We start from the raw sequence: 23,416 nt of genomic DNA, 5'->3' as shown, positions 1-23,416 counted from the left end.
ACCGGGAGCGTGGGGTAAGCGAGTCCTCCTCCTTCTGTTGTCCATCATTAAGCAGGTCTAGGGTACTTATTAGCTATAACGCGGTGTCAGAACGTATTCGGGGGGCCTTTGGACGCGGTCATACTCGTGGTGGTCGCCGGTCTGTTCGCCGTCGTCTCCGGGGTCAACGACGGTGGTGCGCTCCTCGTGACGGGGCTCAAGCTGCCCACGGTGCGCCCGGCCACCGGCATTCTCACTCTGGTCACGCTGGTGGCCGTCGTCCCGCTCTTCACGCACCAGGTGGCGCTGACGTTCGTGACGCGGCTGGCCTCGTTCGACGCGCCGGGCGGGCGGATCGCGATGACGATCGCGGTGGTCTCGTCGCTCGGCGTGGTGACGGTACTCAGCGCGAAGGGCCGCCCGACCAGTCTCACCCTGGCCGTCGTGGGCGGTCTCACCGGCGCCGGGCTGGGGTGGGGGCTGCCGGTCTCGCCCGGTTCGGTGTCGCTGGTGCTCGCGTTCGGCGTGGCGGCGCCGTTCGTGGGCGGGCTACTGGCCTGGATGATCATCCGGCTGCTGGTCAAGACGACGACGGCCCGCCGGCTGTGGCGCTGGCACTGGGTCGGGTTCCTCCTGCAGACCGTCGCGTACGCCGCCAACGACGGGCAGAAGATGCTGGCCGTGTTCATGATCGCGGTCGGGTTCACCGGCGCGCCGGCCATGTACACGGTTCTGGTGGCCGTGCTGTTCGGGCTCGGCACCCTCTACGGCCTGCCCAGGGCGGGCCGCACGCTGGGCCGCGAGATCATCGTCTCCCGTCCGCCGCACGGGGTCGCGGCCGAACTGGCCGCAGGCGCGGCGGTGATCGGCTGCGCCGCCGCGAGCATGCCGGTGAGCATGACCCAGGCCATCGCCGGCGCCCTCATCGGCGCGGGCGTCTCCCAGGGCGGCGGCCGGGTCCGCTGGTACGCCACCGTCAAGATCGTCATGGCCTGGCTGCTGACGCTCCCGGCCAGCGGGCTGCTGGGCTGGGGCCTGGCCCTGCTGGTCAAGGGATTCGCTAGCGTGAGACTCTCGTGAAAGGGGCCCCGGTGGTGAAGCGGCTGCGGCGGATCAAGGACCTGATGACCGGTCGCATGGACAGCGCGCTCACGGAGGCGCTGCTCGGCCAGCTCGAAGCGACCAAGGAAGGCGCCTGGCTGGCCATGGCCATGATCGGCGGCGAGGTGGGCAGGACGGGTGCGCACGAGCAGATGCGCACGATCGAGCATCTCGGCGACGAGGAGCGGGGCCGCCTGATCGACGAGCTCAAGACCGCCCTCGTCACGCCCATCGACCGGGAGGACCTGTTCCGGCTCTCCCGCTCGATCGACGACGTGCTCGACTCGCTGCGCGACTTCGTCCGCGAGTCGCACCTCTACCGGGTGCCCGACCAGATGCGCTTCACCCCGCTGCTCGACCAGGTCATCGTGGGCATCGACGCGCTGGAGAACGCCGTGCGCGACCTCGCCTCCCGCCCGTCCGTGGTGGCCCAGGACGCGCTGGAGGCGAAGAAGGCGGGCGGCGCGATCCGGCGGATGTACCAGTACGAGATCTCGCGGATCTTCTCCGGGGAGATCACGCCCGAGGCGATGAAGGAGCGGGAGCTCGTCCGCCGCCTGGAGATCGTCGGCGTGGCCATCGGCGACGCGGCGGACGCCATCGCCGACGGCGCGATGAAGCGCTGACGCCCCCAAGCACTGACGGACGGGGACGTTCAGCGGGACGCGAACGCGTCGACGCCCGTGAGGTCCGCCGACAGCGCCCACAGGCGGGCGGCCTCCGCGGGGTCGGTAGCGTAGGGGCGCACGCCTGACGGGGCGTCCGGCTCGGTGGTCGGCTCGGCGATGTCGCAGTCCTCGCAGTAGACGCCGCCCATGCCGTCCAGCTGCGGTGACGTCGCCGCCCAGACCTGGGTGGCCGCGCCCTGCCCGGGAGTCTTGAGACTGGCCAGCAGCGCGTTGCCCTCCTCGTCGATCCAGCCCAGCGCCATCATCTCCTCCTTGGGCAGGTGCCGCTGGAGCGGGGTGAGGATGCCACCCGGGTGCACGGCGAACGCGCGGACGCCGGCGGCCTGGGCGAGCCCGTCGAGGTGCACGGCGAACAGCACGTTCGCGGTCTTGGCCTGCCCGTACGCCTGCCACTTGTCGTAGCTCCGCTCGGACATCACGTCGTCCCAGCGGATGCCGGAGCGGCGGTGGCCGCCGGACGAGACGGCCACCACCCGGCCCCGGCCACGGGCGATGGCCGTCCAAAGCAGGTTGACCAGCGTGTAGTGGCCGAGGTGGTTGGTGGCGAACTGCGCCTCCCAGCCGGGGCCGACGCGCGTCTCGGGGCAGGCCATGACGGCCGCGTTGCAGATGACGACGTCGGCGTCGCGGCCGGTGGCGAGGAAGCGTTCGGCGAAGCCGCGTACGCTCGCGAGGTCACCGAGGTCCAGCTCGTCCACCTCGACCCCGTCGAGGTCGCCGACCGCCTCCCTGGCGGCCTCGGGGCGGCGGGCGGGCACGACGACACGGGCGCCGGCGCCGGCCAGCGCGCGCGTGGTCTCCAGGCCGATGCCGGAGTAGCCGCCGGTGACGATCGCCAGCTTCCCGGACAGGTCGATCCCGCGCAGGACCTCCTCAGCGGTGCTCCTGGCGCCGAACCCGGACCCGATCTTGTGCTGTGGTGTGGTCATGCCTGCACGGTACGAATTGGAGCGCACTCCAGGTCAAATGCCGGCTCCGGGCGATCACAGGCCGAGTTCGGGGGCCAGGCGGGTGAGCTGGGCGACGGCGTCGGCGAGGTCGGGGCCCTGCGGCGAGAGCGGCTGGAGCAGGACGTGGTCGGCGCCCGCGTCGAGGTGGGCACGTACGCGTTCAACGACGGCCTCCGTTCCGCCCCATGCCACGATGGCGTCCACCACGCGGTCGTTGCCCCCGTCCGCGAGGTCGTCGTCGGTGAAGCCGAGCGTGCGCAGGTTGTTGACGTAGTTCGGCAACTGCAGGTAGGTGGCCATGTGGGCGCGGGCGGTCGCGCGGGCGCGGGCCGGATCGCTCTCCAGGACGATCGCCTGCTCCGGGATGAGCAGCCGGTCGGTGCCGAGGATCCCGCGAGCCTGCGCGGTGTGCTCGGGCGGCACGAAGTAGGTGTGGGCGCCGTCCGCCCGCTCTCTCGACAGCTCCAGCATCCGCGGCCGCAGCGCGGCCAGGAGCCGGGGGCAGTCGCTCTTGGGCAGCATGCGCTCGGCCTCGTCCATGGCGTCCAGGTAGCCGCGCATCGCGGTCAGCGGCTTGCCGTAGTCGTGGCCGCGGCGGGCGACCAGGGGGCCGTGGCTGACGCCGACGCCCAGCAGGAAACGGCCGGGGAAGGCGTCGGCCAGCGTCACCGCGCCGCCCGCCATGGCCATGGCGTCCCTGGCCCACAGGTTGGCGATGCCGGTGCCGACGGTGACGCGCTCGGTGGCCGCCAGCAGCACGGCGGCGCTCGCGAACGGCTCCTTGCCGGCGTAGCCCTCGTTGACCCAGATCGAGCCGTAGCCCAGCCGCTCGATCTCGGCCGCCGCCCGCCGCCCCTCCGCCGCGGGCGCCTGCCCGACCATGGGATGCCACACTCCGACGCGCCCGATCTCCACGGCCGCCCCCTTCGCCTGTGCTGTCCGCGTACGTGATCGATAAGGGACCGTACCCAGGAGCCCCGGCCGCGTCCCCGGCGGGGGCAAGAATTGGAGTGATCTTCCCGAACTTGGTCGCCCGCTGCCCCGCTTCGGGGCAGGAAGGAGAGGTGAGCACGACGTCAGGAGCGAGCGAGCGTCCCCGGGTGGGCGTGTCGTCCTGCCTGGTGGGTGAGCTGGTCAGGTACAACGGCGGGCACAGCCGCGACCGCTTCCTGACCGACGTCCTGGCCCCGTACGTCGACTGGGTCCCCGTCTGCCCCGAGATGGAGGCGGGTCTGGGCACGCCGCGCGAGACCCTGCGCCAGGAGCAGTCGGGCGACGGCCCGAGGCTGGTGACGCGGGGGACGCACGAGGACCTGACCGACCGCATGACGGCGCTGGCCGAGCGGCGGGCGGCCGAGCTGGACGTCGACGGATACGTGTTCAAGTCCAAGAGCCCCACCTGCGGCATCCACGGCGTGCCCCTTTACCCCGAGGAAGGGCCGCCGCTCGACCGGCGCAACCGGGGGCTGTTCGCGGGGATCGTCATGGAACGTCACCCGCTGCTCCCGGTCGAGGACGAGGGCCGCCTGCACGACGCGCTGCTGCGGGAGAGCTTCGTCGAGCGTGTCTTCGCGCATGCCCGGCTGCGTACGCTGCTCGACGGCGACTGGCGGCCGCGCGACCTGGTCGCCTTCCACTCCCGGCACAAGATGCAGGTGCTCGCGCACGATCCTCAGCTCTACCGGGAGGCCGGCCGCGTGGTCGCGCGGGCGGGGTCGATGGAGCGCGAGGAGGTGGCCGCCCGTTACGCCGAGGTGTTCCAGCGCGCGCTCGCCACCAAAGCCACGCCGGGCAGGAACGTCAACGTGCTGCAGCACTGTCTCGGCATGCTCGCGCTAGACCCGGTCCGGCGGGCCGATCTGGTCGAGGTGATCGACTCCTACCAGGCGGGTCTGGTGCCGCTGAGCGTGCCCACGACGCTGTTGCGGCATCACGCGCGGGGGGAGGCGGCGGCGTACGTACGCGACCAGACGTACTTCTCCCCCTACCCCGATGACCTGCGCCTGCGTAATCACGTCCCCGCCCGGGGATAACGTTCACCCCGTGGATTCCCTGAACGACCCGAATGCCCTGAACGACCGGCTCGCCGCCCGCGTCGTGTGCCTGGACCGCGACGGCAGGGTGCTGCTGATGCACTGGTACGACCCCGTCGACCGGGTGGACGTCTGGGAGCCGCCGGGCGGCGGGGTCGAGGCGGGAGAGACCCCGCTGGAGGCCGCCAGGCGGGAGCTGGAGGAGGAGACCGGGCTGCCGGGCGCGGCCGTGGTGGCCGATCGGTGCGTCGAGGTCGGGCGGGACTTCCGCTGGCTGGGCGTGCGTTACGTCAAGCGCGAGCCGTTCTACCTGGCCAGGTTCGCCGAGGCCCGGCCCGAGGTGCGGCCGGGGCGGCTGACCGAGGAGGAGCGGGGCGCCTTCCGCGGCCATGTCTGGGCCGAGGAGCTGCCCGGGGACGTGCAGCCGCCGGAGCTGGCTGCGGTCGTGGCGGAGCTCGTGGGAGAGCCTTCCTGACCGCACGACCCCGGCCGCGCGCCGGCCCCTGGACACGCGCCGCCCCTGGACGGCCCTGGACACGCGCCGCCCCTGGACACGCGTCGCCCCTGGACACGCGTCGGCCCCTTGGACGCCCGGTTCCGTCAGCTCTTGTGGCCCAGCTCTTCCAGCGTCGTGGCCATCAGGTCGCGCAGCAGCGCCCCCGACACCTTCTCGTGCTCCTCCTCCACCGGCAGCCCCTGGCCGATCCGGTCGCGGTAGACCTCGCGCGCGTGCGCGTCCACGTACGGCAGCGCGGTCATCGCGACGACCACGGTGACCCTGGTGCCGCCGCGCGGCAGGACGGCCACGGCGTGGGTGCGCAGGCAGGTCTCCTCGGGGGAGCCGTACCAGCCGCACTTGACCGCGGCCTTGGGCGAGCGCAGCGCGTCGCGGGCGCCGAACGTCTGCGCGTCGACCACGTCGCCCATCCAGCCGAGCACGGTCCCGGCCACCGGATCGCCCGCCGCGGCGGCCTGGGCGAGCACCGCGTAGGCGGTGGCCACCTCCTCGGCCGCGACCTCGACGGAGCCGAACCTGGACGGGTCGCCGTTCGGCGGCGTCCAGGCCACGCCGGTGCGTTCGCGCAGGTCGTCGAGGATGACGCGGGGGCCGACGGAGAGCCACAGGTTGAGCGTGTCGGCGTTGGAGGAGTAGACGACGGCGGGCTCGGCGTGCCGGCGCCACTGTTCGGCGTCGGGTACGTGGGCGGCGCTCATCCAGGCGTAGAGCGGTTTGAGCAGCGAGGCGCAGCGCAGCCGGGTCAGGCCCGACCTGGCGTTGACGGTGCGGGCGGGCGGCCCGCCGTAGCCGCGTCTGATGCCCGCGGCCTGGACACTGGCGCTGTGGTCGAGGTCCCGGAACAGATCGTTGTAGCCCACGCACCCACCGTAGCCCTACGGGGCCTGTCCCCAGCGCCGTTCGTACCACTCGGGACTCGGCGGTTCGCCCGGCAGGCCGGTCGCGCCCGGCGCGCGCAGGCCGTCGAGTGCGACGGCGAGCAGGCGTTGTTTGACCTGGTCGTGCTCGGGAGCGGGCGGCCCGGGGGCCGGGCGGCTGAACTGCTCGATCAGCAGCGCGATGTCGAGCCGGGTCACGTCGTTCCTGAGCACGCCCGCCTCGTGCGCCCTGGCCACGAGCCGGGTGGCGACCTCGCCGGCCCTGCGGGCGACGCGCCACATCTCGTCGGTGACCTCGATGGTGCCGGCGACCGGCGCCAGCGCGCCCGACCGGTCGGCCACACCGGCGCGGACGAAGAGCGCCAGCCCCTCCCACGGATCGGCGTGGGCCAGCCCCGCCTCGGCGCTCTCCAGGCTGCGTTCCATGGCGATCAGGCACAGGCGCTGGAGCAGCTCCTCCTTGGTGCGGTAGCGGCGGTAGAGGCTGCCCATGCCGACGCCCGCCTCCTTGGCGATGGCCGACACGGGGGCGTCGAAGCCCTGTGTGGTGAACACCTCATGGGCCGCCCGCAGCAGGGCCAGGTCATTGCGTGCGGCCTCGGCCTGCCTGCCGCGTGTGCTCATGACGTACAGGATATTGCGGAGCGCAGCGCTCCGTTAATCTTATCGGAGTGATTCGCTCCGATAAGAGATGAGGTACGGCATGCGCGCGGTGGTCCTGAGGCGGTACGGCGGGCCGGAGACGCTGGTGATGGAGGAGGTGCCGGATCCCGTGCCCGGCTCCGGGCAGGTGCTGGTGGAGGTGGAGGTGGCGGGCATCACGTTCGTCGAGACCCAGCTGCGCGCCGACCGGGGGCCGCGCCGCGTCGAACTGCCCGCCGTGCTCGGCAACGGCGTCGCCGGTACGGTCCGCGCGACGGGTGACGGCGTGGACTCCTCGATCGTGGGCACGCGCGTGGTCAGCACGCTGGGCGGCCTCGGCGGCTACGCGGAGCTGGCCGTTGCTGACGCCGGCGACCTCATCCCCATCCCCGGGGACCTGTCGCCCGAGGTTGCGGTGGCCCTGCTCGCGGACGGGCGTACCGCGCTGGGGCTGGCGAGCGCCGCCGCACCGGCACCGGGCGAGTGGGTGCTGGTCGAGGCGGCCGGCGGCGGCGTCGGCAGCCTGCTCGTGCAACTCGCCCGCCGGGCGGGGGCACGGGTGGCCGGCGCGGCGGGCAGCGCGGCCAAGCGCGAACTGGCCGCGTCCCTCGGCGCCGAACTGACCGTGGACTACACCGACCCGGGCTGGACCCGGATCGTCCGCGAGGCCACGGGCGGGCTGGACGTGGTCTTCGACGGGGTCGGGGGCGAGATCGGCGCCGCGGCCCAGGGGCTGCTCAAGGACGGGGGCAGGCTGAGCGTGTACGGGATGGCGGGCGGCCCCATGACCACCCCCGGCCCCCGGGTGACCGCCGTGCCCTGGCCCGCCACGGATCTGCGCGAGCTGGCCAGGAAGGCGCTGGAGCTGGCCTCCGCCGGGCAGCTGCGCCCGGTCATCGGGGCCACGTACCCGCTGGAGTCGGCCGCACAGGCACACGCCGCCATCGAGGCCCGCACGGTCACCGGCAAAAGCCTGCTCAGGCCGTCACGGCCGTGAACCCGGCGCACAAACCCGCCAGACACTTAATCGACCCACACTCAGGCCAGCGCGGCCGCGAACCGGGCGCGGAGCTCCGACAGGCGTTCGACGGGCTCGGCGCTGAAGACCAGGCGCACGTAGCGGCGTGCGACCTGCTCCCCCCACGCCGTCATGGGCGTGGCGGCCACCCGTCCGCGTTCGAGCAGGCGGGCCGAGAGGTCGTCCGCCGTCAGCCCCATGGCCTCGGCGTCCACCAGGCACGACCAGCCGCCTCCCGCCCGTACCAGCGGCAGGTCGGCGAGCTGGGCGGCCACGGTCTCGTGACGGGCCTGGTATTCGGCCACCGCCTCCGCCACCCCCGACGGCTCCCTGAGCGCGGCGGCGGCGCCGATCTGGTGGAAGCCGCTGGCCACGGTCGTGTTGTAGATGGTCGCCACCATGATCCGGGACATGATGTCGGCGGGGCCCGCCACCCAGCCGATCCGCCAGCCGATCATGCGATATTCCTTCGACATCGACCCGATGACGATCGTGCGTTCACCCAGACCCTCCACCCGGCACGGGTTGATCCGCGGGTGGCCGTCGAACACGATGCGCTCCATGGCCGCGTCATAGATCAGGTAGGCGCCGGTGCGCTCGCAGACCCGCGCCACCGCCGTCCAGTCCTCCTCGTCGAGGACCACGCCCGACGGCATCGACGGGCTCATCAGCAGCAGCGCCGCGGCCGAGCGCACCTCACCGAGCGCGTCACGGTCCAGCCGCCAGTGACCGCCCTCCACGCGCAGCGGCACCAGGTGGGGGCGGGCGCCGGCCAAGCGTACGCGCTGGAGCAGGCCCGCGTAGGTGGGGTCGGTGAGCACGACCGGGTCACCGGGCTCGGTGGTGGCCAGCAGCACGGGCATGACCGCCGAGGTGCCGCCCGAGGTGACGGCGATCTGGCGTACGGGGTCGTAGTCGAGCCCGGTACGCAGCCGCAGGTCCGCCGCCACCGCCTCACACAGCTCCGGCAGCCCGGTGAACGGCAGCCAGCTGTTGCCCGTCCCCTCCGCGAGAGACCTGGTCGTCGCGGCCACGGCCGCCGGCGGGGGCGGGACATCGGTGTCGAGGTTCTCCATGCGCAACACCTCGGGATCGGCCCCGGCCGCGGCGGCGACCTTGTCGATGTCGAACGGCTGAACCTGCGCGAATCGGGAGTTGGACCGCATGACAGCACCTCCGTGAAGCCTGTTCCGTATACGGAACGCTCCCTCACCCCTGAACACCTGTCAAGCACCCCAAACCAAAGCACCGCGTCGAAACGACGAGCGTCCCAGGCGAACCCGGAGGCGGACAGACGAGACAACGCGACCGACCGGGCAGGCGGACAGGCAGGCAGTCGGTCGGACAGTCGGCGGGCGGACGCGGGCGGAGCGAGGCGAGGGATGGGTCGGGTGGGCGTCCGGTGGGGCTGGCGGGTGGCAGCATGGGCGACATGAGGGGGCGAATGGGGCGGGCGGCAGCGGTGTGTGCCGCGCTCGGCGTGCTGTGGTGGGCCTCCGTGCGGCTGGCTTGGGCCGGGGTCGGTTGCGAGGAGTGGGGCTGCTTGCCGCCGGCCCTGGGCGTCGTCGTGGTGATCAGCCTGGCTCTGCTCGCCGGGTTCGCCTTGGCGCTGGAGCGGGTGGGCGTGCGGCCGGGGCGGCGGGTGGCACTGGTGGCCGCGGGCGTGCTGGTGGTGCTGCGGCTGGCCGGCGAGTCGTTGCCCTCCTGGACGTCGCCGCTGGCGAACGCGGTCGCGGCAGGGACGGCGTTCGCGGGCGCGGGGGCGCTGGCGGCGTTCGTAACGGAGCCGCAGGTGGCGCGGCGGTGGAAGGTGGTCGCCGCGCTGGGGTTGGCGGCCCTGGTGCCCCTCGCACTGATCGCCTCCCTGGCCCGCTACGGCCTGTGAGATCGCGCGGATCACCTTCCCCGGCTACAGCCCGTGAGTCCGCGCAGATCGCCTCCCCTGGCACGCAGCGGCCTGCGAGACAGCGAGCGACACCTCCCCCGGCTCCAGCCAGTGAGACCACGTAGGCCGCCCCCGGCACGACAACCTGCGAGAACGCCGTCGCCGGCTCGCTTCGACAGCGAAGGTTGTTCCGACGCGCGCCCCAGAGACGACCCCGTGCGGCGGGCAGGGCCCGGTCGTGCTTCGCTCAAGCCAGGCGGGTTGCGTGGTGGTCGTCGGCGGCGGCTTCGGCCGTGCGGCCCAGGGCGCGGAGGGCGACCGCGCGGTTGGCGTACAGGTCGGCCTGAGGTTGTAGTTCGATGGCTCGGGTGAGGTCGGCCACCGAGCCCTCCAGGTCGCCCATCGCGTACCGCAGCACCCCCCGGTTCCCCCAGGCCGCCGGCAGGTCGGGGGCCCTGTCCACGGCGAGGTCGAGGGCCGTCTGTGCCTCCGTGTGGCGGCCCGCCGTCGTCTCCAGCTGGCCCAGCACCGTGAGCAGGTGAGGGCTGTCGGGCGCCAGTGCCAGCCCGGCCTCGACGTCGCGGGCGGCCTCCTCGTCCAGCCCGGCCCCGGCCAGCAGCCCGGCGCGGTTGATGTAGGCGTCCACGCTGCTAGGGTCGAGCTCGATCACCCGGCCGAGGTCGGCCAGCGCTCCTTCGACGTCACCCCGTACGGTACGCAGCTCCGCCCGGTTGTAGTACGCCTCGGGCAGCGGCGGCCCGGCCGCGATGGCCCGCTCGAAGTCCGCCAGGGCGTCGTCGTGGCGTCCGAGCTTGAACAGCAGGTTGCCCCGTTCCAGGTAGTGATCGGGAAAGCCGGGATCGATCGCGATGGCCGCCCCGTAGTCCTCCAGCGCCTCCTTGGCGTGCCCGAGCCCGGCCAGCAGTTGCGCCCGGTTGGCCAGCAGCACCATCCGGTGCAGCGGATGCCGCTCCCCCAGCTCGCCCGCCAGCTCGATGGCCGACTCCACCAGCTCCAGCGCGGCGTCCAGCCGGCCGTGCCGCAGCTCGATCAGGGCCAGGCCGTTGCGGTCGAAGCCGAGCTTGAAGGCCCGCTCGGCCGGGTCGGGCAGCAGGGTCGAGATGGCGATGGCCAGGTTGACCCAGGCCCTGGCCCGGACCAGGTCGCGGCGGGCGGGGTCGGGGTGGCGGGCGTCGAGCATGCCGGTCCCGTACGCCGCCGCCGCGTGCATGGCCGGATCCTGGCTGTTCAGGCGCACCCGGTCCCAGACCGCCCGCGCCTCGGAGGTACGGCCGAGCCCGCCGAGCGCGGTCGCCGTGCGCTGGGCGAAGCGCCACCAGCGGGCGCCGCCCGGCTCGGTCCGCGCCATGCCCCGCTCCCCCAGCTCGGCGGCGGCGTGCAGGAAGCCCTCCCGCATGCAGCGGTCGACCAGCGTCCACAGCTCGGCGGTGTCCCGGGTGTCGGGCGGGGGTTCGGGGCCGCCGGAGTACACCGTGATCGACAGCGTCACGGGCGGGATGCGCCGCATCATGACCTCGACCAGTTCGGTGTCGGTCGGGTCGGCCGCGTCGCCGTTGCACACGGCCAGCGCCGACCCGGGGGGCACGGCGTCGCGTACGTACTCGGCCAGGCCGTTGGCCAGCCGCAGCGTCCGGCGCGGGGCGGGCACGAGAATGCGTTCGTCCTCGGTGAGCCCGGCCTCGATCGTGCCGCGCTCGGCCCGTACGAGTCCGGCCAGTTCGGGCGCGGCGGCGAGGATCTCGATGTCGTGGGCCGCCACCAGGGCGGGCGAGCGACGCAAGGTGCCGGGCACCAGGGCCCGCAGCAGGGCCGCGGCCACGGTGTAGGGGCCGCGCGGCCGCCGGTGTGCGTCGATCATCGGCGTGATCAGCCGCGCGGCCCCCGGTCGGGCGGACGGTGAGCCCTGAACCCTGAGGTGGGACCTCTCCTCGATCACCCCTTGTGAATGACGCTGGAGGTCCCTGCCAGCCTCGCGGTTCCAGGCTTGCGGACGACGATGCGCTTCATGACGTGCCTCTCCACTTGAGGTTAATTACCCATTATTGGGTCACCCCGCCGAATATCAAGGTTTATTCCGATTAAGTGGGAGGCTAATGGATAAAAAGCACTTGCCTTTTGAATGGTATATCTAACCTATTTGGAGCGAAACCACCGCCGCAATCCTGTGGTATGAGGTGCCGAATCCTCCATCAGGTCGCACAGGCACCGGCCGAGCAGTGTGACCGACTGGCAGCACCCGGGCCCGTGTCCCCCCTTCGCCCGGACGATGAACGTCGCCCGCTCGATCAGCCGCTCCAGGCTCGGCTCCGCGCCTCCCTTGAGCGATCGGGTCTGCCAGGGACACGACCCGGCGTCCCGGCAGGCGCTCTTCACCAGGTACGTGGCCGCGCCGCCCTGCAACCCCAGCGGATCCTCCCGTCTGGCCCGCCGCCCGTCCAGCGCCCTGGCGGCCCGGCCCGCCACCTTCAGCAGGTCACGGCGGCCGAGCTCCTTTCCCGTTCGGCCGGTCCTGGCCGGCAGCGCCAGCAGCGAGGCCCCCGCCATCAGCACGCCGCCCACCACCATGCCCCAGCCGATCTCCTCGTGGAACCAGACCACCGCGATCACGGCCACCCAGACCGGCTGCGAGGACATGAGGATCTGGCTCGGCACCGCGGGCACGTGCGCCTGGGCGTAGGAGCGGGCCAGAAAGCCCAGCGCGCACGCCACCACCGACAGGTGTGCCAGGATCAGCCAGTCGGGCAGGCTGCCCGGCACGGAGATCCCGTCGCGCACGGCGGCGCCCCCGGTGCAGACGCCGATGGTGAAGAGCTGGATCACGGTCAGCGCGTACGCCGGGAAACCGGACGGACGCCTGGACAGGCGGGCCAGCATGAGCGTGTGGCCGGCGTACAGGGCGGCGGCGGTGAGCGTGACGCCCAGCGCGAGCACCGACACCTTGTGCCCCTCGACCCCGCGCAGCAGCGTGAAGACGGCCATGCCGGCCAGCGCGAGCAGTACCCCGGCCCAGATCCGCCGCCGCACCGGCTCCCGAAACAGCACGAGCGACAGGATCGGCGTCACGATCACGGTGCAGCCGACGGCGAACCCCGACACCGCAGACGGCAGGTGGTCCAGCGCGAGCGCCTGACCGACCTGCCCCACCCCGAACATCACCCCGAGCGTGATCCCGTGGATCCACGTCTCCCGGGGCAGCCCCCGCAGGCTCTTCGGCCGGAACAGGAACAGCGTCGTCGCCGCGATCAGATAACGCTCGGCGAGCAGATCCTCCACAGGTAACCGAGGAATGAGATCTTTCATCAGCGGAAAGGCCGACCCCCAAGCGGCACTGACGAACAACAGAAGCACGGCTCCCAGAAGGGGGCGGGGAGCGGGTACGCCTGCCATGAGAAAAGCATGGCACTACTATTCGCAGCCGTAGATGTACAGGGAGCAGCCGGTGAGGCTTAGCTACACCTGGGTGGTAAGACCCTCACCCAGAGGCTCGGACATCCTTATCCCCGGGATCCGAAAAGTGCGCGGGCGTACCATATCTTCCGGCGGAATCGATCTCCGGCCTGGAGCGGGAAAAACGAAGATCGGCGGAACGGTCACGCCGGGAGCCTGCCGGGAACGGTCACCGGAAGGGACGGAAGGGGGCGGCCCCAGGAGGAGGGGGCGGGGCCGTGCGTGGTTCAGCGGTCGAGGACGGCGGGCGGGATCAGGCGTTTCTCCCCGTAGACGACGACCAGGTCACCGACCCGCTCGCGGGAGAGTTCGCGCCACCCCTGGCGCGCGTAGAGTGCCAGCGCGGCCTCCTGGTTGAGCGTCGTGTCACCTCTGACGCGGTGGAAACCGAGCTCGACCGCGCGGCGCTCCAGCGCGCCCAGCATGGCCGTGCCGAAACCACGGCCCTGGAACTCTGGATGCACCCGTAACCGGCACACCTCCGCGGTGCCGGTGTCGACGGGTCTCAGCCCGCCCATGGACACCACCCGCGAGGCCGCCTCCCCGACCAGGAAGTCGCCGCCGCAGGCCAGGTAGATCTCCTGGATGCGGGGGAAGTCGTCGTCGTAGTAGACGCCGTCACCGGGGACCAGGCCCACCTCGGCCAGGCAGATCTGGTGGAGGGCGAGGATCGTGTCGAGATCGGACCAGCGATAGCGCCTGATCGTCAGTTTCATTTATCAACGCCCTTCAGACCGGGCTTGGCCCGCCGCCGGACCAGCGCCTTGAAGTCCTCCAGCCCGGGAGCGTTGGGATCGGCCGCGATGATGGCCTGTTCGAGCCGCAGCGCGGGCCGCACGATGAAGTCGGTGAGATAGTCGTCGGTGATCAGGCTGAGCGCGTTGGTGGCGACGGTCACCGCCTCCTTGACGTCACCGTCGATCAGCCGGCAGTGGGCCTGGTCGAGCCTGATCAGCGTCTGGTCGAAGATGTGGTCGTCGTACTTGCCCAGGGCCTGGTCGAGCACCACCTCGGCCTCGATCGTCTGGCCGAGCTTGGTGAGCACGTCGCCCTGGTAGAAGTAGAGCTGCCGCTCGGTGTAGCCGAACGCCACGTCCTCCTTCTCGTCGGGCTTCATGTGGGAGAAGGCGTTCCTGGCCCGGGCCAGCGCGCGTTTGGCCTGGTCGACGACCTCCTTCTTGCTCTCGCCTCCCGACAGCATGGCCAGCGCCCTGGCCTCGACGACCGGCGCCATGGCCTGCGCCGGGCACGGCATGGAGCCGGCCATGTCGCGGCTCTTCTTGGCCAGGGTGAGCGCCTCGCGGGCGTCGCCGAAGTAGAGGGGGACGAGCGACTCGCGGGCCGTGATCCACGCCCGCAGCGCGCGGTCGCCGGTCTCGTCGGCCGCGGTGCGCCCGGTGCGGAAGAACGAGCGGGCCAGCCGGTGGTCACCCAGGTTGATCATGATCATGCCGCTCAGCCCGGACAGCTGCGCGGCCATCCTGCACAGTCGTTCCTGCAGGTCGATGGGCTGGCGGCGGGACATGGCGGTGCGTACGGCGCTCAGTTCGAGCAGCACGTCGCAGAGCAGCCGCAGCGGGGCCGTGGTGGTGTACTGGCGGCCGAAGCTGACCGTCGCCTCCTCCCACTGGTCGAGCATCGCGGCGGACACGGTGGACGACACCAGCGTCTCGTCCAGCCTGCGCTTGATGCCCTCGCACGCGCCCAGCACCGGCCCGTCGAGCGGCACCGAGCCGTTGCCGTCGGTGTTGAGCAGCGTTAACAACGTCCGCCGCAGGACGTTCTCGTCCTCCTCCGCGGCGGGGTCGCTCTCCACGGGCTGCATGAGCAGCTCACGCTCGGGGGGCGGCGGCGGGCGCTCCTTGGTCTCGGTGGTCACGATCCCCGGCATCCGGTGCCCGTGGCCGCAGATGCACGGCGCGTCGTAACCGAGCGCGACCGGCTCGACCCGGTAGACCGTGCACAGGTAGTGGAGGTATTCGGGTCCCGGGCGTTTCAGCCCGCTCTCGTACGCCGACAGCAGCGTCTCGCCGATGCCGGGCTGGGCTTTGGCGTCGCGCTCGAACAGGGCCCGCACCTGCTCGATGACGTCGGCCAGCGCGATCCCGTAGGACAGGCGGTGCGCCTTGATCCTGGTGGTGCCGAACGGGCCCGTGCACGCTTCGTGGATCTCTTCCGCTATCTGGGCGGACGTGCGCCCGACGGCCAGGCCCTTGGCCCTGATCCGCCGGGCGATCTCCGTCTCCCTGTGCTGTCTGCCGGACATCCCGGCCCCTCTCCCGCATGTCTCGACCGGTCCGCAACTGGTGACTTAGCGTAGTCCTCAGATTGCTGTGCGCCTACCCATGACTATGAAGCAATGCCGGATGGATGGGAAACGCCCGCAACCAGCCTACGGTTAAGGATCGTCCTCCCCGGGACTGTTTCTTACAACCCATGAGTGAGAAGCCACTCCCCGTGAGCGGAACGGGCCGTTGCGCGCGCCCTTGACTTGAGCCATCTTTGGCCCACCAGCACAGATTCCTGAGGGAGGAACGAACGGTGGGGGACGACAACTTCGAGCTCTTGGAGCGCCTCGTGGCCGAACTCGGCGCTCGCGGATTGCTCGCACGAGTGGTCCAGACCCAGAGCGGTCGCAGGTTCGTCCGGGTCATCAACCCGCAGGCGACCAGCCTGTCCGAGAACGTCACCTGTCGGCCGGCGTCCTCCGATCTGCCGGACTGGTGGTACTGCTGGTCCTGGGGCGAGCGGATGCACACCGCCGACGACCCGGCCGGCGCCGCGACGAAGGTCGCACGCGTGCTCGCCGCCGTGGGGGAGTGATGACCGCGGTGATCCGGGTGGAGCGCAGCCACCACGGCTCACCGCGACCCACGGCGGCTCCTGGGGGCCGGCGGAGTGGCCGGTGCGGAGGGTCTCCCTTTCGCGGGGCCCTGGTCACTCCGCCGGTTCCGGCCCGGCCGCGCATGACGCCCCTGGCGTCCATGCCGGACATGCCGCACATGACGTACGGGCGCGCGCCCGTACGCGACAAGCCACCCTCCCGGTACGCCGGGTGGGTGTTCGGGGGATCCCTCCCGGAACCGGCACGGGACATGCTTCCGGGTGTGTGTCCCGGTCCGAGCCGTCCGTCATCGGAGCGCCGGCTCTCTCCCTCCGCGGCCCAGAGAACCGGCGTCCCCGTCTTCCCCGGCGTGATGTGACGGCGGGCGGTTCGGTCGGCTGTATTTTTGGATCGAATCGGTCCATAGAGTCGACCGAACCGCTTCCGGAGGGGGATCCACCATAGTGTTACTGCTGGTGACAGCGGAGCCACCGACAGCTTCTCCGTCGGTGATGCCCAGCATCGACCAGATGGCCTCACAGATGTCCGCCCTGTGTGAGGGCGACACCGTGATTTGCTCTACCCTGGTCAAGATGTTCGGCGACGCGCCTTGGGCGCCACTGGTCTCCAGTGCGATCACGATCGTGCTCATCCTCGTGCTGGCCTTCATCATCAGAAGGTTCGCGCACCGGGTCATCACGAGGGTGGTCAACAGAGCGGCGACCGGCGGGTCGATCACGAGCCGGTTCCGCAAGGGCGCGGCGACCGACGGGATCGACGCGCTGCTGCACGAGCGCCGCAAGCAGCGGGCCGAGACGATGGGGTCGGTGCTCAAGCACGTCGCCTCGATCGTCATCCTCGGCACCGCGGTGCTGACCGTGCTCGATCGGCTGACGATCCCGATCGCGCCGCTGCTGACCAGCGTCGGCATCCTGGGCGTGGCCATCGGCTTCGGCGCCCAGGAGCTGGTCAAGGACTTCATCGCCGGCATGTTCATGCTCCTCGAGGACCAGTACGGCGTGGGCGACGTGATCGACGCGGGCGCCGCGGTCGGCACGGTCGAGGCGGTCACCCTGCGCGTCACGAGGCTGCGCGACTCCGACGGCCGCGTCTGGTACGTGCGCAACGGCACGATCACCCGGGTGGGCAACGAGTCGCAGGGCTGGTCACGGGCCTACATGGACGTCCCGGTGGCCTACGACGCCGACATCGTCGGAGTGCGGGTGCTGCTTGAACAGGTGGCCGAGGAGATCTGGGCCGACCCTGAGCTGCGCGAGTCGAAGATGGTGGAGGAGCCGCGGGTCTACGGCGTCGAGCAGCTCTCCGACAGCTCGCTGGTCTTCCGCATCTCCGCCAAGACGTTGCCGTCGGCGCAGGCGGAGGTGGCCAGGGAGCTGCGGCTCCGGGTGAAGACGGCCCTGGACACCGCGGGCATCCCCATGGTCGCCAGCGCCTAAGCTAGGAATCGTGACAGAGACCTCCTTCTATGACGCCGTCGGAGGCGAGGAGACGTTCCGCCGCCTCGTGCACCGCTTCTACGAAGGGGTCGCGGACGACCCGCTACTGCGGCCGCTCTACCCGGAGCCCGATCTGACGGGCGCCGAAGAGCGGCTGCGGGGCTTCCTCATCCAATACTGGGGTGGTCCCAAGGACTACAGCGAGCAGCGCGGCCACCCCAGGCTGCGCATGCGGCACATGCCGTTCGTGATCGGCGAGCCCGAGCGTGACGCGTGGCTGCGGCACATGCGCGACGCGGTCGACTCGCTCGATCTGCCGGAGGAGCAGCAGACCCGGCTGTGGGACTATCTGGTCTACGCGGCCCACAGTCTGGTGAACTCCCCCACATAACGGGGCATGAGACGCCACATGGAGATCCCCTGGTGGCGTGACGCAGTCGTCTACGAAATCTATGTCCGCAGTTTCGCCGACGCCTCGGGCGACGGCGTCGGCGACCTGGCCGGGGTGCGCGAGCGCCTGCCCTACCTGCGGCGGCTGGGCGTGGACGCGATCTGGCTGACCCCGTTCTATCCCTCGCCGATGGCCGACGGCGGCTACGACGTGGCCGACTACCGCGGCGTCGACCCGCTGTTCGGCTCGCTCGCCGACTTCGAGGCGCTGGTCGCCGACGCGCACGAGCTCGGGCTGCGGGTGCTGGTGGACGTGGTGCCCAACCACAGCTCCGCGGCGCACCCGTGGTTCCAGGCCGCGCTACGGGGCGAGGGGCGTGAGCGCTACATCTTCCGCGACACCACCAACAACTGGCAGTCCACCTTCGGCGGCCCGGCCTGGACACGGGTGGCCGACGGGCAGTACTACCTGCACCTGTTCGCACCGGAGCAGCCCGACTTCAACTGGCGCAACCCCGAGGTGCACGAGGAGTTCCTCGACGTGCTGCGGTTCTGGCTGGACCGGGGCGTCGACGGGTTCCGCATCGACGTGGCGATGGGTCTGTACAAGGCCGAGGGGCTGCCGAACGTGGGCGACCAGTCCTTCACCTCGGTCTCTCCCGTGTGGGGGCAGCCCGAGGTGCACGGCGTCTACCGCGACTGGCGCCGGTTGCTGGACGGCTATCCGGGCGAGCGGATGGCGGTGGGCGAGGTGTGGACCGACAGTCCCGAGGACCTGGCCCAGTACGTGCGCCCCGACGAGCTGCACCAGAGCTTCAACTTCGCCTGGCTGCAGGCGCCGTGGTCGGCGCCGGCGTTTCGGAAAGTGATCGAGGAGACCCTGTCCACGGTGCCGTTCGCGACGTGGGTGCTGTCCAACCACGACGTCGTACGCCACCGCACCCGCTACGAGGGCACCGAACCCGGCACGGGCCTGGCCAGGGCCAGGGCGGCGCTGCTGGCGATGCTGGCCCTGCCCGGCTCCGCCTACCTCTACCAGGGCGAGGAGCTGGGGCTGCCCGAGGTGACCGACCTGCCGGACGAGGCCAGGCAGGACCCGGTGTTCTTCCAGTCGAAGGGCGAGCTGCCGGGGCGCGACGGGTGCCGGGTGCCGATCCCGTGGACGGTCGATCCGCCCTCGCACGGGTTCTCCGCCGGCGGGGCCGAGCCGTGGCTGCCGCAGCCGGAGTCGTTCGCGGAGCTGAGTGTGGAGAAGCAGGAGGGGGTGGCGGACTCGACGCTGGAGTTCTACCGCCGGGCCCTGGCCTGCCGCCACGAGCTGGCGGGAGAGATTCCTTACTCCTTGGAGTGGCTGGAGTCTCCTGAGGGAGCGCTTTTCTTCACCCGGGGCACGCTGGTGTGCGCGATCAACTGCGGCGCGCACGCCGTGCGTCTGCCCGGCCATGAGGAGGTGCTGCTGTCGAGCGGGCCGCTCAGGAACGGATTGCTGCCGCCCGACACGACCGTCTGGCTCCGCCGTCCGGCCTCGTGAGCCGTCCGGCCTCGTGAGTCGCGTGGCGCTCGAAGCGGTGGTCATCGCTTCGAGCGCTCGCCGCGTAACGGGATGACCGGCAGCGAGAGCAGGGCCGCGGCGGCGCCCGCGGCGAAGCCGGCCCAGTAGCCGGTGCTCAGGATGAGCGCGCCCGCCAGCGGCGTCACGGCCAGGGAGACGCTGTTCTGCACGGTGTTGTGGGTGCCGAGCACCTTGCCCGCCCAGCCGGGCCCGGCCAGCTCGCCCGCCGACAGGTAGGCGAGCCCGTTGCCGGCCACGGTCGTCACCGAGGCCACCGCGACCATCGCGGGCCCGAGCGCGGTGCCGGTGTAGGTGCCGGCGACGAGCAGTGCGAGCACGGCCAGGCACCAGAGGGTGAGCAGCAGGAGGGGCCGCATGCGCAGGCCGGTCCGGTCGGACCAGCGCCCGACCGCGACGCGCACCACGGCCCCGCCGATGGCCGCCACGCCGAACAGCCGCCCGGCCGCCACCGCGTCCCAGCCGTACAGCCTGACCAGGCAGTCGACGCCGTACGTGCTGACCACCACCTGGGGCACCACGTGCAGGGCGCTGGTGGCGTGCACGCGCCAGAGCGCGGGCTGCCGGTACGGCGAGCGCGCCCGCGCCGCGCCGGCCGCGCCGATCTGGTGCGGCGGCTCAGCCAGGAACAACGCGGCCAGCACGGCGGCCACCAGGCTCGCGCCCGAGCAGAGCAGCAGCACACCGGTCAGCCCGTACGCCTGCGCCATCGGCGGCAGCGCGAAGGCGGCGACGGCCATGCCGAGGGTGAAGGAGACCTGGCGCACGCCCATGGCCAGGCCGCGTTCCGGCGGGCGGAACCAGCGCAGCACGATGCGCCCGCCGCCCACCATCGCGGCCGAGCCCGCCGCCCCGGCCAGCGCCAGCAGCCCGATGACGGCCCAGGTGTCCTCGACGAAGGCGACGGCGGCGAAGATGACCGCCGCGAGCCCGACGCCGGCGCCCAGGACCAGGCGCTCGCCGTACCGGTCGGCCAGGGCACCCCAGGCGACGAGCGTGCACAGAATCCCCAAAGCCGGGGCGTTCCCTATCAGCCCACCCATCGGAAGAGAGACGTTGAAATGTCGCAGAATCTCGGGCATGACCACGGGCAGGCCGAACAGGCCTAAGGTGACGCCGGCATGGGCGTTGACGCCCAGCGCCAGCATCAGCCAGCGTCTCATTCCGCGAAGCGTTTGAGGTAGGTCAGTTCGCTCTCGGTGAGCCTGCGGGGCGCCGCCCGATCGACGTCGTAGGCGGCCAGGACGGACATGGCGGTGACGTAGACCGCCTCGTCGTCGAGGATCTCGTAACGCAGGGTGAAGCGTACCGATCTGATCTCCGTCACCCAGGTCTCCACCCGCACGGGCTGGGCGCGGAAGCCCAGCGGGCGGCGGTAGTCGATCTCGTGGCGGGTCACGACCAGGCCCTTGAAGGGCTCCTCCCCCGCGTTGTACGGATCGATGTGGAACATGCCGAACCGGGCGTCCTCCAGGTAGTCGAGGAAGCGCACGTTGTTGACGTGCCCCTGGGAGTCGACGTCGCCGAATCTCACCGTGCGGGGATAGATGTGCCGTTCGGCAGGAGTGCGTTCAACCACGTCCGCAACCGTACCCGTCCCGGTCAGGTGGCCTTGCGCCGGGCCAGGCAGGCCAGCACGGTCAGTACGGAGATCGTGGCCATGGTGCCCAGCGCCCACCGGTAGCCGGTCACGAGCTGACCGACCGCCTCGCCGGAGAGCTGGGCGAGCGTGCCGGCGAAGACGCTCTGGTGCAACGCGGCGGGCAGCGGGGCGGTGATGATCGACAGCACCAGGCCGGTGCCGACGACGTTGCCAGTGTTCTGCACCATGAGGCGCATGGCGTTGACGATGCCGAGCCGGTTGGAGGGCAGACCGTCGAGGATGGCGGTGGTGTTGGACGGCAGGAACACGCCGGAGCCGAGCCCGATGAGCACGAGCCCGGCCGCCACGGCGGGGTACGGCGTGTCGGCGGACATCACCGCGAGCATGACCGTCAGCCCGCACGTGGTGGTGGCGGCCCCGGCCACCGCCAGGGTGCGCGCGCTGAGCAGGCGCTGCAGGAAGCCGGAGGTCACCGAGGCGATCATGGCCGCCACGGCCAGCGGCAGCACCTTCAGCCCGGCCTGGACGGGATCGTCGCCGCGTACGGCCTGGAAGTAGAGCGCGACCAGGAAGACCATGCCCATCCTGGCGACCGCGTTGAGGAACGAGGCGAGCGTGCCGAAGGCGAAGGCCCGCTCCCTGAACAGCCCCATGTCCACGACCGGGTACGCGGCCCGCCGTTCCCGCAGCACGAACAGCGGCAGCCCCACGACGAAGGCGGCCAGCCCGCCCAGCACCACCGGGTGCTGCCAGCCGAGCCGGCTGAACTCCGACAGCGCCAGCAGCAGCCCGCCCAGGGTGAGCAGGACGAGCGCGCTGCCCGGCGCGTCCAGCCCGCTCTCGCGCCGGCCGGGCGGAGGACGGCGCAGCACGACGGCTCCCCACACCAGGCAGATCACCCCGATCGGCACGTTGAACCAGAACACCCAGCGCCAGCCGAGGCTCTCGGCCAGCACGCCGCCCAGTGTCGGCCCGATCAGCCCGGCGATGGAGAACGAGGCCACGTAGACGCCCATCCCCTCCCCCAGCCGCTCGCGCGGGAAGGCGTCGCTGACCAGGGCGGCGCTGTTGGTGAGCAGCATGGCGGCGCCGGCCGCCTGGAGCACCCGCAGGGCCACGATCACCCAGGCGTTCGGAGCCAGGCCGGCCAGCAGCGCGGCTCCGGTGTAGGTGGCCAGGCCCAGGAGGTACAGCCGGCGCCGGCCGAACAGATCGGCCAGCCGCCCGAACACCACCATGAGGACCGTTGTGGTCAACTGATAGCCGAGGAGGATCCAGCCCGCGGCCGTGGCGCCGGCTCCGGTGTTCCTGGCGATCTCCGGGAGCGCGACGTTGATCGCGCTGCCGCCGAGACCGGTCAGCACGCTGGCCATGCTCACGACCGACAACGTGCGCCAGGCGTAGCCGAGGGAGGAGGTCGTACTCGTCGCCGCCAAGGGCCTGTCCTTTCTAGATTTTGATACTAGAATCCAATTCGCATCGTCAGCCGGTCAAGGATCGAGGTGTCGGATGAGCGGGATCGTCGAGGGCCGCGTGGTGATCGTCACGGGTGCGGCCAGAGGCATCGGACGAGGTCACGCGCTGGAGTTCGCCAGACAGGGCGCGAAGGTGGTGGTGAACGACCTGGGCGCGGAGGTGGACGGCACCGGCTCCTCGGGAGCGGCGGCCGAGGTCGTGGCGGAGATCGAGGCCATGGGCGGCCAGGCCATCGTCAACGGCGAGGACGTCTCCGACTTCGACGGCGCCGAACGCCTGGTGCGCTCCGCCGTCGACCACTTCGGCACGCTGGACGTGCTGGTCAACAACGCGGGCATCCTGCGGGACCGGATGCTCGTCAACATGACCGCCGACGAGTGGGACGCCGTGATCAGGGTGCACCTGCGTGGCACGTTCGCGCCGCTGCGCCATGCCGCCGCCTACTGGCGGTCCAAGGCCAAGGCGGGCGAGCGGGTGGATGCGCGGATCATCAACACCACCTCGTCCTCCGGCATCTACGGTAACCCGGGACAGGGCAACTACGGCGCGGCCAAAGCGGGCATCGCGGGCCTGACCGTGATCGCGGCCAGGGAGCTGGAGCGCTACGGCGTGACCGTCAACGCGGTCGCCCCCGCCGCGCTCACCCGGATGACGGAGAACCTGATGCCGAAGGGCGCGAGCCTCGCCGCCGACCCCGACGACATCGCGCCGGTCGTCGTCTGGCTGTCCAGCGCGGAGGCGCGGGCGATCACCGGGCGGGTGTTCAACGTCCGGGCGGGCGTGATCAGCGTGGCCGAGGGCTGGCACGCGGGGCCCGGCGTGGACAAGGGCTCGCGCTGGGACCCGGCCGAGCTGGGCTCGGTCATCCCGGCCCTGGTCGAGAAGGCCGCGCCCAACGCGCTGACCAACGGCCGCATCCCCGGGCAGGAGGACTGA

Annotated in this window: 23 protein-coding genes; 11 read left to right on the top strand and 12 right to left on the bottom strand. The window is 71.5% G+C overall.

The window, feature by feature from the left end; translation table 11 throughout:
* Positions 1-108 precede the first annotated feature (108 nt).
* Both OIE67_RS05300 and OIE67_RS05295 read left to right on the top strand, forming a co-directional pair.
* On the top strand, positions 109-1,059 hold the full coding sequence (locus OIE67_RS05300) for an inorganic phosphate transporter (RefSeq protein WP_326637200.1): 951 nt from the start codon (positions 109-111) through the stop codon (positions 1,057-1,059).
* A gap of 11 nt (positions 1,060-1,070) precedes the next feature.
* Positions 1,071-1,706: a DUF47 domain-containing protein gene (locus OIE67_RS05295; RefSeq protein WP_245955796.1), complete on the top strand. Its 636-nt coding sequence runs from the start codon at positions 1,071-1,073 to the stop codon at positions 1,704-1,706.
* 29 nt (positions 1,707-1,735) lie between these two features.
* Here the strand turns inward: OIE67_RS05295 and OIE67_RS05290 are convergent, their stop codons facing one another.
* Entirely contained in the window at positions 1,736-2,698 is a 963-nt protein-coding gene (locus tag OIE67_RS05290; RefSeq protein ID WP_326637197.1) for an SDR family NAD(P)-dependent oxidoreductase, read from the bottom strand.
* A 54-nt stretch (positions 2,699-2,752) separates the two neighbouring features.
* On the bottom strand, positions 2,753-3,634 hold the full coding sequence (locus OIE67_RS05285; RefSeq protein WP_326637196.1) for a TIGR03620 family F420-dependent LLM class oxidoreductase: 882 nt from the start codon (positions 3,632-3,634) through the stop codon (positions 2,753-2,755).
* Positions 3,635-3,783: 149 nt separating this feature from the next.
* On the opposite strand from OIE67_RS05285, the gene OIE67_RS05280 reads away from it, so the two are divergent.
* Both OIE67_RS05280 and OIE67_RS05275 read left to right on the top strand, forming a co-directional pair.
* The gene (locus tag OIE67_RS05280; RefSeq protein ID WP_326637194.1) at positions 3,784-4,752 is read left to right on the top strand and encodes a YbgA family protein; all 969 of its coding nucleotides are present in this window, start codon (positions 3,784-3,786) and stop codon (positions 4,750-4,752) included.
* Between the two features lie 10 nt (positions 4,753-4,762).
* Positions 4,763-5,227: an NUDIX domain-containing protein gene (locus OIE67_RS05275; RefSeq protein WP_281262592.1), complete on the top strand. Its 465-nt coding sequence runs from the start codon at positions 4,763-4,765 to the stop codon at positions 5,225-5,227.
* 125 nt (positions 5,228-5,352) lie between these two features.
* Here OIE67_RS05275 and OIE67_RS05270 read toward each other — a convergent pair whose 3' ends face one another.
* Positions 5,353-6,129, bottom strand: coding sequence for a hypothetical protein (locus tag OIE67_RS05270; RefSeq protein ID WP_326637190.1), 777 nt, complete (start codon positions 6,127-6,129; stop codon positions 5,353-5,355).
* A gap of 15 nt (positions 6,130-6,144) precedes the next feature.
* Complete coding sequence (locus OIE67_RS05265) at positions 6,145-6,771, bottom strand: TetR/AcrR family transcriptional regulator (protein ID WP_326637188.1); 627 nt, start codon at positions 6,769-6,771, stop codon at positions 6,145-6,147.
* Positions 6,772-6,850: 79 nt separating this feature from the next.
* On the opposite strand from OIE67_RS05265, the gene OIE67_RS05260 reads away from it, so the two are divergent.
* Positions 6,851-7,786, top strand: a complete 936-nt coding sequence (locus OIE67_RS05260; RefSeq protein WP_326637186.1) for a zinc-binding dehydrogenase — start codon at positions 6,851-6,853, stop codon at positions 7,784-7,786.
* Between the two features lie 41 nt (positions 7,787-7,827).
* On the opposite strand, the gene OIE67_RS05255 is transcribed toward OIE67_RS05260, so the two are convergent.
* Positions 7,828-8,973, bottom strand: a complete 1,146-nt coding sequence (locus OIE67_RS05255) for a pyridoxal phosphate-dependent aminotransferase (RefSeq protein ID WP_326637184.1) — start codon at positions 8,971-8,973, stop codon at positions 7,828-7,830.
* A gap of 266 nt (positions 8,974-9,239) precedes the next feature.
* Here OIE67_RS05255 and OIE67_RS05250 point away from each other — a divergent pair, with 266 nt between their 5' ends.
* Positions 9,240-9,692: a hypothetical protein gene (locus tag OIE67_RS05250; protein WP_326637183.1), complete on the top strand. Its 453-nt coding sequence runs from the start codon at positions 9,240-9,242 to the stop codon at positions 9,690-9,692.
* Positions 9,693-9,939: 247 nt separating this feature from the next.
* On the opposite strand, the gene OIE67_RS05245 is transcribed toward OIE67_RS05250, so the two are convergent.
* The 4 genes from OIE67_RS05245 to OIE67_RS05230 all read right to left on the bottom strand — a co-directional run bounded on the left by OIE67_RS05245 (position 9,940) and on the right by OIE67_RS05230 (position 15,426).
* Positions 9,940-11,571, bottom strand: coding sequence for a tetratricopeptide repeat protein (locus OIE67_RS05245; protein ID WP_326637181.1), 1,632 nt, complete (start codon positions 11,569-11,571; stop codon positions 9,940-9,942).
* 275 nt (positions 11,572-11,846) lie between these two features.
* Positions 11,847-13,100 carry a DMT family transporter gene (locus OIE67_RS05240; RefSeq protein ID WP_326637180.1) on the bottom strand — a complete coding sequence of 418 codons (1,254 nt, stop codon included), beginning with the start codon at positions 13,098-13,100 and terminating at the stop codon, positions 11,847-11,849.
* Between the two features lie 287 nt (positions 13,101-13,387).
* Entirely contained in the window at positions 13,388-13,876 is a 489-nt protein-coding gene (locus OIE67_RS05235) for a GNAT family N-acetyltransferase (RefSeq protein WP_326637179.1), read from the bottom strand.
* Complete coding sequence (locus OIE67_RS05230; protein ID WP_326637178.1) at positions 13,873-15,426, bottom strand: XRE family transcriptional regulator; 1,554 nt, start codon at positions 15,424-15,426, stop codon at positions 13,873-13,875. Before OIE67_RS05230 ends, OIE67_RS05235 begins: the two co-directional genes overlap by 4 nt.
* 275 nt (positions 15,427-15,701) lie before the next feature.
* On the opposite strand from OIE67_RS05230, the gene OIE67_RS05225 reads away from it, so the two are divergent.
* The 4 genes from OIE67_RS05225 to OIE67_RS05210 all read left to right on the top strand — a co-directional run bounded on the left by OIE67_RS05225 (position 15,702) and on the right by OIE67_RS05210 (position 19,362).
* Positions 15,702-15,983 (top strand): hypothetical protein, encoded by a 282-nt coding sequence (locus tag OIE67_RS05225; protein ID WP_106238446.1) that lies wholly within the window; start codon positions 15,702-15,704, stop codon positions 15,981-15,983.
* Between the two features lie 594 nt (positions 15,984-16,577).
* Complete coding sequence (locus tag OIE67_RS05220; protein WP_245955798.1) at positions 16,578-17,441, top strand: mechanosensitive ion channel family protein; 864 nt, start codon at positions 16,578-16,580, stop codon at positions 17,439-17,441.
* A gap of 10 nt (positions 17,442-17,451) precedes the next feature.
* Entirely contained in the window at positions 17,452-17,832 is a 381-nt protein-coding gene (locus OIE67_RS05215; RefSeq protein ID WP_106238450.1) for a globin, read from the top strand.
* A gap of 18 nt (positions 17,833-17,850) precedes the next feature.
* Positions 17,851-19,362: a glycoside hydrolase family 13 protein gene (locus OIE67_RS05210; RefSeq protein ID WP_326645223.1), complete on the top strand. Its 1,512-nt coding sequence runs from the start codon at positions 17,851-17,853 to the stop codon at positions 19,360-19,362.
* A gap of 41 nt (positions 19,363-19,403) precedes the next feature.
* Here the strand turns inward: OIE67_RS05210 and OIE67_RS05205 are convergent, their stop codons facing one another.
* From OIE67_RS05205 to OIE67_RS05195, 3 genes are read right to left on the bottom strand one after another with little or no spacing between them, the layout of a single operon-like run.
* Positions 19,404-20,564 carry an MFS transporter gene (locus tag OIE67_RS05205; protein WP_326637175.1) on the bottom strand — a complete coding sequence of 387 codons (1,161 nt, stop codon included), beginning with the start codon at positions 20,562-20,564 and terminating at the stop codon, positions 19,404-19,406.
* Positions 20,561-20,980: an acyl-CoA thioesterase gene (locus OIE67_RS05200; RefSeq protein WP_326637173.1), complete on the bottom strand. Its 420-nt coding sequence runs from the start codon at positions 20,978-20,980 to the stop codon at positions 20,561-20,563. The genes OIE67_RS05205 and OIE67_RS05200 overlap by 4 nt, the downstream gene beginning before the upstream one ends.
* Positions 20,981-21,003: 23 nt before the next feature.
* Positions 21,004-22,440, bottom strand: a complete 1,437-nt coding sequence (locus OIE67_RS05195) for an MFS transporter (RefSeq protein WP_326637171.1) — start codon at positions 22,438-22,440, stop codon at positions 21,004-21,006.
* 73 nt (positions 22,441-22,513) lie between these two features.
* On the opposite strand from OIE67_RS05195, the gene OIE67_RS05190 reads away from it, so the two are divergent.
* Complete coding sequence (locus OIE67_RS05190; RefSeq protein WP_326637169.1) at positions 22,514-23,416, top strand: SDR family oxidoreductase; 903 nt, start codon at positions 22,514-22,516, stop codon at positions 23,414-23,416.

It is taken from the genome of Nonomuraea fuscirosea (assembly GCF_035917475.1).
GTDB classification, from domain to species: domain Bacteria; phylum Actinomycetota; class Actinomycetes; order Streptosporangiales; family Streptosporangiaceae; genus Nonomuraea; species Nonomuraea fuscirosea.
This window is presented reverse-complemented; position numbering and strand designations above follow the sequence as displayed.

Excerpts from the sequence above, each read along its gene's own strand:
- OIE67_RS05230 (WP_326637178.1), bottom strand. The coding sequence starts at position 15,426 with ATGTCCGGCAGACAGCACAGGGAGACGGAGATCGCCCGGCGGATCAGG.
- OIE67_RS05240 (WP_326637180.1), bottom strand. The coding sequence starts at position 13,100 with ATGGCAGGCGTACCCGCTCCCCGCCCCCTTCTGGGAGCCGTGCTTCTG.
- OIE67_RS05255 (WP_326637184.1), bottom strand. The coding sequence starts at position 8,973 with ATGCGGTCCAACTCCCGATTCGCGCAGGTTCAGCCGTTCGACATCGAC.
- OIE67_RS05190 (WP_326637169.1), top strand. The coding sequence starts at position 22,514 with ATGAGCGGGATCGTCGAGGGCCGCGTGGTGATCGTCACGGGTGCGGCC.
- OIE67_RS05265 (WP_326637188.1), bottom strand. The coding sequence starts at position 6,771 with ATGAGCACACGCGGCAGGCAGGCCGAGGCCGCACGCAATGACCTGGCC.
- OIE67_RS05250 (WP_326637183.1), top strand. The coding sequence starts at position 9,240 with ATGAGGGGGCGAATGGGGCGGGCGGCAGCGGTGTGTGCCGCGCTCGGC.
- OIE67_RS05220 (WP_245955798.1), top strand. The coding sequence starts at position 16,578 with ATGTTCGGCGACGCGCCTTGGGCGCCACTGGTCTCCAGTGCGATCACG.
- OIE67_RS05260 (WP_326637186.1), top strand. The coding sequence starts at position 6,851 with ATGCGCGCGGTGGTCCTGAGGCGGTACGGCGGGCCGGAGACGCTGGTG.
- OIE67_RS05290 (WP_326637197.1), bottom strand. The coding sequence starts at position 2,698 with ATGACCACACCACAGCACAAGATCGGGTCCGGGTTCGGCGCCAGGAGC.
- OIE67_RS05245 (WP_326637181.1), bottom strand. The coding sequence starts at position 11,571 with ATGATCGACGCACACCGGCGGCCGCGCGGCCCCTACACCGTGGCCGCG.
- OIE67_RS05205 (WP_326637175.1), bottom strand. The coding sequence starts at position 20,564 with ATGAGACGCTGGCTGATGCTGGCGCTGGGCGTCAACGCCCATGCCGGC.
- OIE67_RS05235 (WP_326637179.1), bottom strand. The coding sequence starts at position 13,876 with ATGAAACTGACGATCAGGCGCTATCGCTGGTCCGATCTCGACACGATC.
- OIE67_RS05210 (WP_326645223.1), top strand. The coding sequence starts at position 17,851 with ATGGAGATCCCCTGGTGGCGTGACGCAGTCGTCTACGAAATCTATGTC.